Below are 13,992 nucleotides of genomic sequence, written 5' to 3'. Positions count from 1 at the left end.
GAGATAGCGGGGTGGGGACAGTGGTGCCATGACCAACCCCGCCTGGGACCCCGCCCAGTACCTCCACCACGCCGGCCACCGCGCCCGCCCCTTCGCCGACCTGCTCGCCCGGGTGCCCGAACCGCCCTCGACCGGCCGGCCCCGGATCGCCGACCTCGGCTGCGGCCCCGGCAACGCCACCGCCCTGCTCGCCGAACGCTGGCCCACCGCCCACATCACCGGCTACGACAACTCGCCCGAGATGCTCGACCGCGCCCACACCGAACAGGCCGGGCCCACGCCCGGCGGAGGACGGCTGGAGTTCACCCACGCCGACGCCCGCACCTGGACGCCCACCGAGCCGTACGACGTGATCATCAGCAACGCCACGCTCCACTGGGTGCCGGGCCACGCCGACCGCTTCGCCGACTGGACCGCCGCCCTGCGCCCCGGCGGCACCTTCGCCTTCCAGATCCCCGACAACATCGACGCGCCCCTGCACGCCCTGATGCGCGACCTCGCCGCCACCCCCCGCTGGAAGGCCCGGCTCGGCGATGTCCTGCGCGCCACCGACTCCGTCCACAGCCCCGGCGCCTATCTGGACCGCCTCGCCCGCCTCGGCTGCGCCACCGACGTGTGGCAGACGACGTACTTCCACGTCCTGAAGGGCGAGGACCCGGTCCTGGACTGGGTGCGGGGCACCGGGCTACGGCCCGCGCTGACCGTGCTCGCCGACGACCCCGAGGCCCGGGACGCGTTCGTCACCGAGTACCGCGACCTGCTCCGCCAGGCGTACCCCCGTGCCCCCTACGGCACGGTCCTGCCCTTCCGCCGGCTCTTCGCCGTCGCCGTCAAGGAGGTCTGACCGTGCTCGCCGCCATCGACCACGTCCAGCTGGCCGCCCCGCCCGGCGCGGAGGACGCCCTGCGCGCGTACTACGTGGACGCCCTCGGCATGACCGAGATCCCCAAGCCGCCGGTCCTGGCCGCCCGCGGCGGCTGCTGGTTCCAGGCCGGGACCGTCCAGCTCCACCTGGGCATCGAGAAGGACTTCCGCCCGGCGAAGAAGGCCCACCCCGGGCTCAGGGTCACCGACATCCAGGCGTACGCCGCCCGGATCACCGCCCACGGCGCCCCGGTCACCTGGGACGACGACCTGCCCGGCCATCTGCGCTTCTCCTCCGAGGACCCCGTCGGCAACCGGCTGGAATTCCTCCAGCCCCGCTAGGGCCGCTGTTACGCCTTGCGGTGACCTATCAGCCGGGGCTTCTGCTCCAGGCCGTCCAGGCCGTGCCAGGCCAGGTTCACCAGGTGCGCCGCCACCTCCGCCTTCCTCGGGCGGCGCACGTCCAGCCACCACTGGCCGGTCAGCGCGACCATGCCGACCAGCGCCTGGGCATACAGGGGGGCCAGCTTCGGATCGAAGCCGCGGGACTTGAACTCGCGACCCAGGATGTCCTCCACCTGCGTCGCGATGTCCGAGATCAGCGAGGCGAAGGACCCCGTCGACTGCGGGATCGGCGAGTCACGGACCAGGATCCGGAAGCCGTCCGTGTACTCCTCGATGTAGTCCAGCAGCGCGAACGCCGCCTGCTCGCACAGCTCCCGGGGATGCCCGGCCGTGAGCGAGCCGGTGACCATGTCCAGCAGCCGCCGCATCTCCCGGTCCACGACCACCGCGTACAGCCCCTCCTTGCCGCCGAAGTGCTCGTACACCACCGGCTTGGACACCCCGGCCTTCGCCGCGATCTCCTCCACCGAGGTGCCCTCGAACCCCTTCGCCGCGAAGAGCGTGCGACCGATCTCCAGCAGCTGCTGGCGGCGCTCGGCACCGGTCATACGGGTCCGGCGGGTCCGCCGTTGCTTGTCACTGCCGGAAGTGCTGCTCGAATCGGTCGCCACGGCGTCAATCATGCCGCCTTCGCGGTCTCCCTCCGCCGCCGGGCGCCGCCTTCCCCGGTGTTCCGGCGCGAATCGATACGCGAGCGTGACGGCCAGCGCACGTCGTACGCCCAGCCGAGCAGCTCGAACCAGCGGATGAACCGCGCCGAGGAGTCGATCTGGCCGCGCATCACACCGTGCCGCGCGGAGGTCGGGTCGGCGTGGTGCAGGTTGTGCCAGGACTCGCCGCAGGACAGCACCGCCAGCCACCACACGTTGCCCGAACGGTCCCGCGACCTGAACGGCCGCTTGCCCACCGCGTGGCAGATCGAGTTGATCGACCACGTCACATGGTGCAACAGCGCCACTCGTACGAGTGAACCCCAGAAGAACGCGGTGAACGCGCCCCACCAGGACATCGTCACCAGACCACCGATCAGCGGCGGCAGCAGCAGCGACACCGCGGTCCACAGCACGAACAGGCGGGAAACCGCCCGCATCGCCGGGTCCTTGACCAGATCCGGGGCGTACTTCTCCTGCGGCGTCTGCTCCTCGTCGAACATCCAGCCGACATGGGCCCACCACAGGCCCTTGAGCAGCGCCGGAACCGTCTCGCCGTACCGCCACGGCGAGTGCGGGTCACCCTCCGCGTCGGAGAACTTGTGGTGCCTGCGGTGGTCGGCCACCCAGCGCACCAGCGGTCCCTCCACCGCCAGCGACCCCATGACCGCCAGCGCGATCCGCAGCGGCCGCTTCGCCTTGAACGAACCATGGGTGAAGTACCGGTGGAAACCGATCGTGATGCCGTGGCACCCGAGGAAGTAGAAGAACACCAGCAGGCCCACATCGAGCCAGCTCACCCCCCAGCCCCACGCCAGCGGCACGGCCGCCACCAGTGCCAGGAACGGCACGGTGATGAACAGGAGCAGCGTGATCTGCTCGATCGAACGCTTCTGCTCGCCGCCCAGCGTGGCGGAGGGGGAAAGAGTGTCGTTGGCCGTACGGGCTTCGTCGATCACATCGGAACGTGATGTCATGCGGTCCCCTGGGGGGTCGAGGATTCGGGCCGGAGATGCCGGGCAGCCGGAGCCGTGCGGGACTCGAAGGCACTTCCCTACGGTTCCGTAACCTACGGCGACGTAAGTATGGCAGCGTGTCACCCGGCGGCAAGAGCCCCACGGGCCAGCGCGTCCGCCTCGACACCTATCCTTGGAGACGGTCGGACAGCGCGGTCCGCTGAAGTTTCCTTCCCGGACGCTCCGGCCCGTATGCGGCACCCGCCGCGTGGCAGACGCCGGGTTCCCTCCCAGACGAGCTTCAACACTGCAAGGAGCCGCACCTGTGAGCAGTGCCGACGACCAGACCACCACGACCGGCAGCGAGCTGCGCGCCGACATCCGCCGACTGGGTGATCTCCTGGGCGAGACGCTCGTACGGCAGGAGGGCCCCGAGCTCCTGGAACTGGTCGAGAAGGTCCGCCGCCTCACCCGCGAGGACGGCGAGGCCGCCGCCGAGCTGCTGCGCGGCACCGAACTGGAGACCGCGGCCAAGCTGGTCCGCGCCTTCTCCACCTACTTCCACCTGGCGAACATCACCGAGCAGGTACACCGCGGCCGCGAACTGCGCGCCCGGCGCGCCGCCGAGGGCGGCCTGCTCTCCCGCACCGCCGACCGGCTCAAGGACGCCGACCCCGAGCACCTGCGGCAGACCGTCCAGAACCTCAACGTCCGCCCGGTCTTCACCGCCCACCCCACCGAGGCCGCACGCCGGTCGGTACTCAACAAGCTCCGGCGCATCGCCGCGCTCCTGGACACCCCCGTCCTCGACACCGACCGCCGCCGCCACGACGTCCGCCTCGCCGAGAACATCGACCTGGTCTGGCAGACCGACGAACTGCGCGTCGTCCGCCCGGAACCCGCCGACGAGGCCCGCAACGCCATCTACTACCTGGACGAACTGCACGCCGACGCCGTCGGCGACGTCCTGGAGGACCTCACCGCCGAGCTGGAACGGGTCGGGGTCAAGCTCCCCGACGACACCCGCCCGCTCACCTTCGGCACCTGGATCGGCGGCGACCGCGACGGCAACCCCAACGTCACCCCCCAGGTCACCTGGGACGTCCTCATCCTCCAGCACGAACACGGCATCAACGACGCCCTGGAGATGATCGACGAGCTGCGCGGCCTGCTCTCCAACTCCATCCGCTACGCGGGCGCCACCGACGAACTGCTCCAGTCCCTCGAACGCGACCTCGAACAGCTCCCCGAGATCAGCCCCCGCTACAAGCGCCTCAACGCCGAGGAGCCCTACCGGCTCAAGGCCACCTGCATCCGGCAGAAGCTGGAGAACACCAAGCAGCGCCTCGCCAAGGGCACCCCGCACGAGCCCGGCCGCGACTACCTCGGCACCGGCGAACTCCTCCAGGACCTGCGGATCATCCAGACCTCCCTGCGCGAGCACCGCGGCACCCTGTTCGCCGACGGCCGCCTCGGCCGCACCATCCGCACCCTCGCCGCCTTCGGCCTCCAGCTCGCCACCATGGACGTCCGCGAACACGCCGACGCCCACCACCACGCCCTCGGCCAGCTCTTCGACCGCCTCGGCGAGGAGTCCTGGCGCTACGCCGACATGCCCCGCGAGTACCGGGCCAAGCTCCTCGCCAAGGAACTCCGCTCCCGCCGCCCGCTCGCCTCCACCCCGGCCCCCGTCGACGCCGCCGGCGCCAAGACCCTCGGCGTCTTCCAGACCGTCAAGAAGGCCCTGGAGGTCTTCGGCCCCGAGGTCATCGAGTCGTACATCATCTCCATGTGCCAGGGCGCCGACGACGTCTTCGCCGCCGCCGTCCTCGCCCGCGAGGCCGGACTGATCGACCTGCACGCCGGCTGGGCGAAGATCGGCATCGTCCCGCTCCTGGAGACCACCGACGAGCTGAAGGCCGCCGACACCATCCTCGAGGACATGCTCTCCGACCCGTCCTACCGGCGCCTGGTCGCGCTGCGCGGCGACGTCCAGGAGGTCATGCTCGGCTACTCCGACTCCTCGAAGTTCGGCGGCATCACCACCAGCCAGTGGGAGATCCACCGCGCCCAGCGCCGACTGCGCGACGTCGCCCACCGCTACGGCGTACGACTGCGCCTCTTCCACGGCCGCGGCGGCACCGTCGGCCGCGGCGGCGGCCCCTCCCACGACGCGATCCTCGCCCAGCCCTGGGGCACCCTGGAAGGCGAGATCAAGGTCACCGAACAGGGCGAGGTCATCTCCGACAAGTACCTCATCCCCTCCCTCGCCCGGGAGAACCTCGAACTGACCGTCGCGGCCACCCTCCAGGCCTCCGCCCTGCACACCGCGCCCCGCCAGTCCGACGAGGCCCTCGCCCGCTGGGACGCCGCCATGGATGTCGTCTCCGACGCCGCCCACGCCGCCTACCGCCGCCTGGTCGAGGACCCCGACCTGCCGACCTACTTCCTCGCCTCCACCCCGGTCGACCAGCTCGCCGACCTGCACCTCGGCTCACGGCCCTCCCGCCGCCCCGGCTCCGGCGTCTCCCTCGACGGACTGCGCGCCATCCCGTGGGTGTTCGGCTGGACCCAGTCCCGGCAGATCGTCCCCGGCTGGTTCGGCGTCGGCTCCGGCCTCAAGGCCCTGCGCGAGGCCGGCCTGGACACCGTGCTCGACGAGATGCACCAGCAGTGGCACTTCTTCCGCAACTTCATCTCCAACGTCGAGATGACCCTCGCCAAGACCGACCTGCGCATCGCCCAGCACTACGTCGACACCCTCGTCCCCGACGAGCTCAAGCACGTCTTCGACACCATCAAGGCCGAACACGAACTGACCGTCCGCGAGGTCCTGCGCGTCACCGGCGAGAACGAACTCCTCGACGCCCAGCCCGTCCTCAAGCAGACCTTCGCCATCCGCGACGCCTACCTGGACCCCATCTCCTACCTCCAGGTCGCCCTGCTCAAGCGGCAGCGCGAAGCCACGGAGGCCGGCGTCAGCCCCGACCCGCTGCTCTCCCGCGCCCTCCTCCTCACCGTGAACGGCGTCGCGGCGGGCCTGCGCAACACCGGCTGATCACCGGACCCCACACAGCAGAAAAGGGTGCCCCCGAGGTCGTACGACCTCGGGGGCACCCTCTTCTGCCGTGTGGGGCTCACCCACCCGTCTGCACCGCGAGAAAGGCCGCCGTCAGCAACGCCACGCCCGACAGGCCCAGCGCCCACGCCGACCGCCGCAGCCGCATCCCGCCGCCCACCACCACCGACGCCAGCAGCAACGCCCCGGCCAGCGGCAGCCACGCGTACAGCACCCCCGCCGGACCCGACCGCACCGCGTCCCCCGTGCCGGGCTTCAACACCACGTCGTACGTCCGCCCCTCGCGCACCGCGACCGACTCCGCCAGCTCCACCCGCGCGCGGGCCCGCGCCCCCGCCGAGACCGGCCGGAACGGGCCACTGCACGAACCGCCCGCGCAGGACGTCACCCGCACCGTGCCCTGCTCCCGGCCCTTGGTCAGCATCACGTGCTGCGCGGTGCCCCAGGAACCCCACACCCCGGCGAACAGGATCACAGCGGCGACCAGACCCGCCGCCGCGACCCGGCCGAACCGCAACGCGGCGACGGACCCCTGACGGGCGGAGCCCCTACGGGCAGTGCTGGCTGTGGCAGGCATGGCCGGGATCATTGGCCATACCCGTACGGGCGGTCAACCTCGCTGTCCGCCGTAGAAGCACATGTCAGGAGTTGTACGGCCCGATGGCTCAGGAGTCGTACGGGCCGACGGCTCAGGAGTCGTACGGGCCGACGGCTCAGGAGTCGTACGGGCCGACGGCTCAGGAGTTGTACGCGCTCTGCGCCCGCTCCAGGCCCTCGGTCACCAGACACTCCACCGCGTCCGCCGCCCGGTCCACGAAGTAGTCCAGCTCCTTGCGCTCCGCCGACCCGAAATCCTTCAGCACGAAGTCCGCCACCTGCATCCGCCCCGGCGGCCGCCCGATCCCGAACCGCACCCGGTGATAGTCCGCGCCCATCGCCTTCGTCATCGACTTCAGACCGTTGTGCCCGTTGTCGCCACCGCCCAGCTTCAGCCGCAGCGTGCCGTAGTCGATGTCCAGCTCGTCATGGACCGCGACGATGTTCGCCACCGGCACCTTGTAGAAGTCCTTCAGCGCGTTCACCGGACCGCCGGACAGGTTCATGTACGACATCGGCTTGGCCAGGATCACCCGGCGGTTCGCCGGACCCGCCGGACCGATCCGCCCCTCCAGCACCTGCGCCTGCGCCTTGCCGGCCCGCTTGAACTTCCCGCCGATCCGTTCGGCGAGCAGGTCCACCACCATGAAACCGACGTTGTGCCGGTTCATGGCGTACTCCGGCCCGGGATTCCCGAGCCCGACGATCAGCCAGGGGGCACTGGCGGGGGTGGTCACGTCCATCTCTCCTCACGCAAGGCAACAGCCGCTGCTCCCCAAGGGAAGCAGCGGCTGGAACGAACAGCTACCGCTGTGGGCAGACTGCCGGAACTCAGGCCTCGGCGGCCTCTTCGCCCTCGGCGGCCTCACCCTCGGTCTCCTCGGCCTGCGCCTGGAGCACCTGGAGCACGACGGCGTCGGCGTCCACGGCCAGCGTCACACCGTTCGGCAGGGTGATGTCCTTGGCGTGCACCGAGGCACCGGCCGCCAGGCCCTCGACGGAGACCGTGACGGCCTCGGGGATGTGCGTGGCCTCGGCCTCGACCGGCAGCGCGGCCAGGACGTGCTCCAGCAGGTTGCCACCCGGGGCCAGCTCGCCCTCGGTGTGCACCGGGATCTCGACCGTGACCTTCTCGCCACGCTTGACCAGCAGCAGGTCGACGTGCTCCAGGAAGCCCTTCAGCGGGTCGCGCTGCACGGCCTTCGGGATCGCCAGCTCGTTGGTCTTGCCGTCGATGTCCAGGGAGATCAGGACGTTCGGCGTACGCAGCGCCAGCAGCAGGTCGTGGCCCGGGAGGGTCAGGTGCAGCGGGTCGGAGCCGTGACCGTAGAGAACGACCGGAACCTTGTTGTCACGGCGGATGCGACGGGCGGCACCCTTGCCGAACTCGGTACGGGTCTCGGCGGCGAGCTTCACCTCGGACATATGGATCACTCCTCGTAGAAAATCGGAACGGACGTGGTCACCCGGCCACGAACGGCCTGCTACGAAGAGCGCGTCGATAACGGACCGCCGTACCTTCCGCCGAAACGGAGTACGGCCTCCCTCGCCGAGCAACTGGAGCAGTCTACTCGGAGGGGGAGGCCGCATTCAAAAGGATCTCCAGCTACCTCGCGGAGCGGGGTCGGAGCCGGGTTCCGCAGCGGGGTTGCAGAAACCTCACTGCTCGTCGAAGAGGCTGGTCACCGAACCATCCTCGAACACCTCACGCACCGCACTCGCGATCGTCGGAGCGATCGACAACACCGTGATCTTGTCCAGGTCACGACCCAGCTCCGCCGGCGTCGGCAGCGTGTTCGTGAACACGAACTCGCTCACCCGCGAGTTCTTCAGCCGGTCCGCCGCCGGACCCGACAGCACACCGTGCGTCGCCGTCACGATGACGTCCTCCGCACCATGCGCGAACAGCGCGTCCGCCGCCGCACAGATCGTGCCACCCGTGTCGATCATGTCGTCCACCAGCACACAGACACGACCCTTGACCTCACCCACGACCTCGTGGACCGTCACCTGGTTCGCCACGTCCTTGTCCCGGCGCTTGTGCACGATCGCCAGCGGCGCACCCAGCCGGTCGCACCAGCGGTCCGCCACCCGCACCCGGCCCGCGTCCGGAGACACCACCGTCAGCTTGTCCCGGTCCACCTTCCGGCCCACATAGTCGGCCAGCAGCGGCAGCGCGAACAGATGATCCACCGGACCGTCGAAGAAGCCCTGGATCTGATCCGTGTGCAGATCCACCGTCAGGATGCGGTCCGCACCCGCCGTCTTCATCAGATCCGCGATCAGCCGCGCCGAGATCGGCTCACGACCACGGTGCTTCTTGTCCTGCCGCGCATACCCGTAGAACGGCACGATCACCGTGATGGAGCGCGCCGACGCACGCTTCAGCGCGTCGATCATGATCAACTGCTCCATGATCCACTTGTTGATCGGAGCCGTGTGGCTCTGGATCAGGAAACAGTCCGCACCACGCGCCGACTCCTGATAGCGGACATAGATCTCGCCGTTCGCGAAGTCGAAGGCCTTCGTCGGGACAACCCCGACACCCAACTGCTGGGCGACCTCCTCGGCAAGCTCGGGGTGGGCGCGGCCGGAGAAGAACATCATCTTCTTCTCGCCGGTCGTCTTGATCCCGGTCACAGCACAGTCTCCTCAGAGGTTGTCTCAGCCAGCCGGCGCCGTCTACGACCTCCCGTCTGGGCAAGAGAGGCCGAAACCAGCTGGTAGGGGTGCGGGTGCACGTGTGCGGATGTGCACTTATCACGGTACGCCGTGTTTGGCGCACACGATTCCGGTCAGTCCTCGCTCACGCCCTCCCGGGACGCCGCCTCGGCCGCCTTCGCCGCCGCGCTCCCCGGCCGCTTACGAGCCACCCAGCCCTCGATATTCCGCTGCTGACCACGGGCCACGGCCAGCGAACCGGGCGGCACATCCTTCGTGATCACGGACCCGGCAGCGGTATAAGCACCGTCCCCGACCGTGACAGGAGCCACAAACATGTTGTCCGAACCAGTCCGGCAATGCGACCCCACCGTCGTGTGGTGCTTGTCCTGACCGTCGTAGTTCACAAACACACTCGCCGCGCCGATGTTCGTGTACTCACCGATCGTCGCGTCCCCCACATACGACAGATGAGGCACCTTCGTGCCCTCACCGATCGACGCGTTCTTCGTCTCCACGTACGTACCGATCTTGCCCTTGGCGCCGAGCCGCGTCCCCGGCCGCAGATACGCGTACGGCCCCACCGACGCCCCCGCACCCACCACGGCCCCCTCGGACACCGTGTTGTCCACCCGGGCCCCGGCACCCACCCGCGTGTCCCGCAGCCGGCAGTTCGGACCCACCTCCGCGCCCTCACCCAGATGCGTCGACCCGGTCAACTGCGTCCCCGGATGCACCACCGCATCCCGCTCGAACGTCACCGACACATCCACCCACGTCGTCGCCGGATCCACCACGGTCACCCCGTCCAGCATCGCCCGCTCCAACAACCGGTCGTTCAGAATCCGGCGGGCCTCCGCCAGCTGCACCCGGTTGTTGATCCCCGCGATCTCCCGGTGATCCGCGGCCGGCGAAGCACCCACCCGGTGCCCCGCCTCCCGCAGAATCCCGAGCACGTCCGTGAGGTACTCCTCACCCTGGCTGTTGTCCGTCCGCACCCGCTTCAGCGCATCCGCCAGCAACTGCCCGTCGAACGCGAACACCCCGCTGTTGATCTCCCGGATCGCCCGCTGCTCCGCGCTCGCGTCCTTGTGCTCCACGATCGCCGTGACGGCACCCGAGACCTCGTCCCGCACGATCCGGCCGTACCCGGTCGCATCCGGCATCTCGGCGGTCAGCACGGTCACGGCGTTGCCGTCCGCACGGTGCGTCTCGGCGAGCCGCGCCAGCGTCTCGCCGGTGAGCAGCGGAGTGTCCCCGCACACCACCACGACCGTCCCGTCCACGGCCCCGCCCAGCTCCTCCAGGCCCATCCGTACGGCGTGCCCGGTGCCCTTCTGCTCCGCCTGCACGGCGGTACGGACCTCGGGGTCGATCTCGGCGAGGTGTGCGGCGACCTGCTCACGGGCGTGCCCCACCACGACGACCAGCTGCTCCGGGGTCAACTCCCGGGCGGCGGCCAGCACATGGCCGACCAGCGAACGGCCGCAGATCTGGTGCAGGACCTTGGGTGTGGCCGACTTCATACGGGTGCCCTCACCCGCTGCGAGAACGACGACGGCTGCCGGGCGAATGGCGCTCACGGGGTTGCCCTTCGGCTCTGAATGGGTGTGGGTGACAGCCGCAGGATACCGGGGCGTTTGGTGGGGGACATGAGAGCGGGCCCTGCCGGGGGGTGGTGCCGGTCAGGACCCGAACTTCGGTTGTGTGTGTTGTGGGCTCCCGGAGAAGGATTCGAACCCTCATTCAACGGACCAAAACCGTTTGTCCTGCCCTTAGACGATCCGGGATAATTGGCGCGCTATGTCCGATTCGATTGATCGGCTTCGCGCACGGCCTCCACTATGCCGTACCAGGAGCCTTCGATGCGACGGTACAAGTCGGCACCTTGCAGGACTTTGATCACCAGGCACCCCCGATAGGCGTCGCCGGTGTTCTTGCGCACCGTCTTGGGGTTGTGCTTCTTGAGGGTTGTCTTGTTGAAGGCGGAGGCGTCGGCCCCGACGAGGTCCGCCCAGTACCGCTCGGCGCCCGAGACGTCCGCATTCTCGTGGATCATCACCGTGTACCGCAGCCGCTCCGCCTCCACGCCGAGCAGGCGCAGCCAGGTGAGGAAGATCATGATCATGCCGGGGTCGCTGTTGACGAAGGCGACGTTCTCACGGCGGTCGTAGGGCTTGTCCTTGCCGCCCTCCGCCCAGTACAGGCCCACGCCGAGCAGGAACAGCTCCCGGGGTGAGAGGTCGCCGATCGCCTGCTTGGCTTCTTCCTTGACGCGCCTGCGCTCCTCCTCCCGGATGCGCAGCCTCTCCTCCCAGCCCTTCCTGGCGATGGCCGCCGATTCCTCCGGGGTGCGTTTACGCTCCGGCCTCGGCAGATCCCGTACCCACAGCGAGACCGAGCTTCGGGAGCAGCCCAGTTCCGCTTCGATCCGGTCGTACGTCCAGCCCTGGAGTCGCAGTTCCCGGGCGCGCTCCCGGAGGTCGTCCTTGGCCCTGGGGCGTTTGGTCCACTCCGGTGGGGGCTCGCCCTTGACCAGTTGGTTGAGGATGTCGTTGTTGTAGATCTTCAGCTCGTCCCGGATCTGCCGGAGGCTGTGGCCGGCCCGGCGCAGGGCGATCGCCTGGTTCCGGAGGCCTTCGAGGTCTGCGTACTTGCCGCTTGTCATACGCATACCGTCCGGGCGGAATGTGGTGTTCCGGGGTCGAACAGGAAAGGTTCACCTGTTCGAGGGATTTGGGGCTGTTTCGAGCGCACCCGGTTACGGAGTGTGGTGAGCTGGGGCCGGGGAAAGTCACCGGAAAAGGGGTGGCACTCGCCCGTAGGCTGGAGCTATGACCACGACGGGGGAAGACCATGCCAGGGCTCTGACCGGCCCCTGGTGGTGGGCGAGGTGGCGCAGCGCACTGCTCGACGGGAGCCTGGCGCTGGTGTCCGCCGTGGAGTGCGGTGCGGAGGGGGTTCCGTTCGCCCGGGACGCGGGGATTCCCGTGTGGCTGGGCGTGCTGTTCGGGTTGGTCGCGGGTTCGGTGCTGCTGGTGCGGCGGAGGTGGCCGGTCGCTGTCGTGCTGGTGGCGATCGCGATCACGCCGGCCGAGATGGGCTTCCTGCTGGGCATTGTCGGTCTGTACACGCTGGCCGCGTGCGAGCTGCCGCGGCGGATCATCGGGGCGTTGGCCGGGATGTCTCTGGTGGGCACGGCCGTGGTGACGTTCGTGCGGGTGCGGCAGGACATGGCGCGGGGCGATCTCACGCTGGGTGACTGGTTCGTGTCCTTCGCGGCGGTGGCGACGGCGCTGGGGCTGACGGCGCCGCCGGTGTTGTTGGGGCTGTATGTGGGGGCGCGGCGGCGGTTGATGGAGAGCTTGCGGGAGCGGGCGGATTCGCTGGAGCGGGAGCTTCAGTTGCTCGCGGAGCGGGCGGAGGAGCGGGCGGAGTGGGCGCGTAACGAGGAGCGGACGCGGATCGCGCGGGAGATGCATGACGTGGTCGCGCATCGGGTGAGCCTGATGGTGGTGCATGCGGCGGCGTTGCAGGCGGTGGCGCGGAAGGATCCGGAGAAGGCGGTGAAGAACGCGGCGCTGGTGGGGGACATGGGGCGGCAGGCGTTGACCGAGTTGCGGGAGATGCTCGGGGTGCTGCGGGCGGGGGAGGACGTGGTCCCGCGTGCTGCGGCGAGGGTGCCGTTGGCGGCGGTGGGTGAGGCGGCTGCGGCGGCGGCGACGCGGGCGGCCGGGGACGGGGAGGTTTCTCCGGGTTCGGGGGACGGGCCGTGTCTGTCGGAGCTGGCGGAGTTGGTGGGGCAGTCGGCGGCTGCGGGGATGGTGGTGGATCTGTCGGTGGAGGGGGAGGTGCGGTCGTATGCGGCGGAGGTGGAGCAGACGGCGTACCGGGTGGTGCAGGAGGCGTTGACGAACGTGCACAAGCATGCGGCGGGGGCGCGGACGCGGGTGCGGTTGGCGCATCGGGTGTCGGAGATCGCGATGCAGGTGGAGAACGGTCCGCCGCCGGAGCCGGGGTCCGCGTCGGCGGCGCGGTTGCCCTCGGGTGGGAATGGTCTGGTGGGGATGCGCGAGCGGGTGGTGGCGCTGGGTGGGGTGTTTGTGTCGGGGCCGACGGATGCGGGTGGGTTCCGGGTGTCGGCGGTGATTCCGGCGGGGTGAGGGGGTGGGTCAGCCGGCGGTGAGGCGTATGGGGCGGATGCCGGTGATGAGGGTGGTCAGGGCGTGGTCGATGTCAGGGCCGGCGTACCAGTCGCCGGTGTGGTCGAGGGCGTAGACGCGGCCTTCGCTGTCGATGGCGAGGGCGGCGGCGGTGTCGGTCTCCTGGCCGAGGGGGCAGAGCTGGGTGCCGAGGGCGCGGCCGAGGTCGCCGAGGGTGCGGGCGAGGTGGAGGCCGTGCAGGGGGTCGAGGTGGAGGGTGGCGGGGGCGACGTGGCGGCCGGGGCCGGTGGGGGTGATGTGGAGGCCGCCGAATTCGGCCCATGCCTCGACGGCGGCGGGGAAGACGGTGTGCCGGTGTCCGGCGGGTGAGGTGTGGGCGCGCAGGGTGTCGGCCCAGATCTCGGCTTGTTTTATGTCCCAGCGTCCGGGTTGCCAGCCGGCGGCGCGCAGGGCGGCGTCGACGGGTACGGGGAAGCGGGAGGGGGGTCCCCCTTGCCCGAGCGGGGTCGAGGGCGTGGGGGAGGTGCGGTCGGGGTGCATCTGCCCTTCGTTCGTCGTGCTGGCGGGGTGGTGCCGGGTGGGTGGACGGGGCGGGGTTGCCGGCTGCCGTGTTCGTT

General features: G+C 69.9%; 13 protein-coding genes and 1 tRNA gene. 4 read left to right on the top strand and 10 right to left on the bottom strand.

Features of this window, described 5'->3' with window-relative positions; translation table 11 throughout:
* The first annotated feature begins 28 nt into the window (after window positions 1-28).
* Together ACZ5CZ_RS27130 and ACZ5CZ_RS27125 are read left to right on the top strand one after the other, a co-directional pair.
* On the top strand, window positions 29-844 hold the full coding sequence (locus ACZ5CZ_RS27130; RefSeq protein ID WP_468946776.1) for a trans-aconitate 2-methyltransferase: 816 nt from the start codon (window positions 29-31) through the stop codon (window positions 842-844).
* A 2-nt stretch (window positions 845-846) separates the two neighbouring features.
* Window positions 847-1,206: a VOC family protein gene (locus ACZ5CZ_RS27125; protein ID WP_468946774.1), complete on the top strand. Its 360-nt coding sequence runs from the start codon at window positions 847-849 to the stop codon at window positions 1,204-1,206.
* Between the two features lie 8 nt (window positions 1,207-1,214).
* On the opposite strand, the gene ACZ5CZ_RS27120 is transcribed toward ACZ5CZ_RS27125, so the two are convergent.
* Complete coding sequence (locus tag ACZ5CZ_RS27120; RefSeq protein ID WP_385844942.1) at window positions 1,215-1,892, bottom strand: TetR family transcriptional regulator; 678 nt, start codon at window positions 1,890-1,892, stop codon at window positions 1,215-1,217.
* Entirely contained in the window at window positions 1,889-2,896 is a 1,008-nt protein-coding gene (locus ACZ5CZ_RS27115; RefSeq protein ID WP_468946771.1) for an acyl-CoA desaturase, read from the bottom strand. Before ACZ5CZ_RS27115 ends, ACZ5CZ_RS27120 begins: the two co-directional genes overlap by 4 nt.
* A 304-nt stretch (window positions 2,897-3,200) precedes the next feature.
* Here ACZ5CZ_RS27115 and ppc point away from each other — a divergent pair, with 304 nt between their 5' ends.
* Entirely contained in the window at window positions 3,201-5,933 is a 2,733-nt protein-coding gene (gene ppc / locus ACZ5CZ_RS27110; protein WP_385844940.1) for a phosphoenolpyruvate carboxylase, read from the top strand.
* Window positions 5,934-6,012: 79 nt separating this feature from the next.
* Here the strand turns inward: ppc and ACZ5CZ_RS27105 are convergent, their stop codons facing one another.
* From ACZ5CZ_RS27105 to ACZ5CZ_RS27075, 7 genes are all read right to left on the bottom strand, one after another.
* Window positions 6,013-6,543, bottom strand: a complete 531-nt coding sequence (locus ACZ5CZ_RS27105) for a hypothetical protein (RefSeq protein ID WP_385844939.1) — start codon at window positions 6,541-6,543, stop codon at window positions 6,013-6,015.
* Window positions 6,544-6,691: 148 nt separating this feature from the next.
* Window positions 6,692-7,294 (bottom strand): aminoacyl-tRNA hydrolase, encoded by a 603-nt coding sequence (gene pth / locus ACZ5CZ_RS27100; RefSeq protein ID WP_468946767.1) that lies wholly within the window; start codon window positions 7,292-7,294, stop codon window positions 6,692-6,694.
* An 88-nt stretch (window positions 7,295-7,382) separates the two neighbouring features.
* On the bottom strand, window positions 7,383-7,976 hold the full coding sequence (locus ACZ5CZ_RS27095; protein WP_385844935.1) for a 50S ribosomal protein L25/general stress protein Ctc: 594 nt from the start codon (window positions 7,974-7,976) through the stop codon (window positions 7,383-7,385).
* A 234-nt stretch (window positions 7,977-8,210) separates the two neighbouring features.
* On the bottom strand, window positions 8,211-9,191 hold the full coding sequence (locus ACZ5CZ_RS27090) for a ribose-phosphate diphosphokinase (RefSeq protein WP_385844934.1): 981 nt from the start codon (window positions 9,189-9,191) through the stop codon (window positions 8,211-8,213).
* A 155-nt stretch (window positions 9,192-9,346) separates the two neighbouring features.
* Window positions 9,347-10,795, bottom strand: a complete 1,449-nt coding sequence (gene glmU, locus ACZ5CZ_RS27085) for a bifunctional UDP-N-acetylglucosamine diphosphorylase/glucosamine-1-phosphate N-acetyltransferase GlmU (protein ID WP_468946764.1) — start codon at window positions 10,793-10,795, stop codon at window positions 9,347-9,349.
* A gap of 136 nt (window positions 10,796-10,931) precedes the next feature.
* A tRNA-Gln gene (locus tag ACZ5CZ_RS27080) sits at window positions 10,932-11,002 on the bottom strand.
* An 11-nt stretch (window positions 11,003-11,013) separates the two neighbouring features.
* Window positions 11,014-11,886 carry a terminase gpP N-terminus-related DNA-binding protein gene (locus ACZ5CZ_RS27075; RefSeq protein ID WP_385844931.1) on the bottom strand — a complete coding sequence of 291 codons (873 nt, stop codon included), beginning with the start codon at window positions 11,884-11,886 and terminating at the stop codon, window positions 11,014-11,016.
* A 160-nt stretch (window positions 11,887-12,046) separates the two neighbouring features.
* Between ACZ5CZ_RS27075 and ACZ5CZ_RS27070 the strand changes: the two genes are divergently transcribed.
* On the top strand, window positions 12,047-13,375 hold the full coding sequence (locus ACZ5CZ_RS27070) for a sensor histidine kinase (protein ID WP_385844930.1): 1,329 nt from the start codon (window positions 12,047-12,049) through the stop codon (window positions 13,373-13,375).
* 9 nt (window positions 13,376-13,384) lie between these two features.
* On the opposite strand, the gene ACZ5CZ_RS27065 is transcribed toward ACZ5CZ_RS27070, so the two are convergent.
* Window positions 13,385-13,915, bottom strand: a complete 531-nt coding sequence (locus ACZ5CZ_RS27065) for an SUKH-3 domain-containing protein (RefSeq protein ID WP_385844928.1) — start codon at window positions 13,913-13,915, stop codon at window positions 13,385-13,387.
* Window positions 13,916-13,992: the final 77 nt, after the last annotated feature.

The sequence above is a fragment of the Streptomyces sp. NPDC031418 genome (assembly GCF_055581605.1).
The sequence above is the reverse complement of the archived record's forward strand: the minus strand, read 5'-3'. Positions and strand labels throughout refer to the sequence as shown.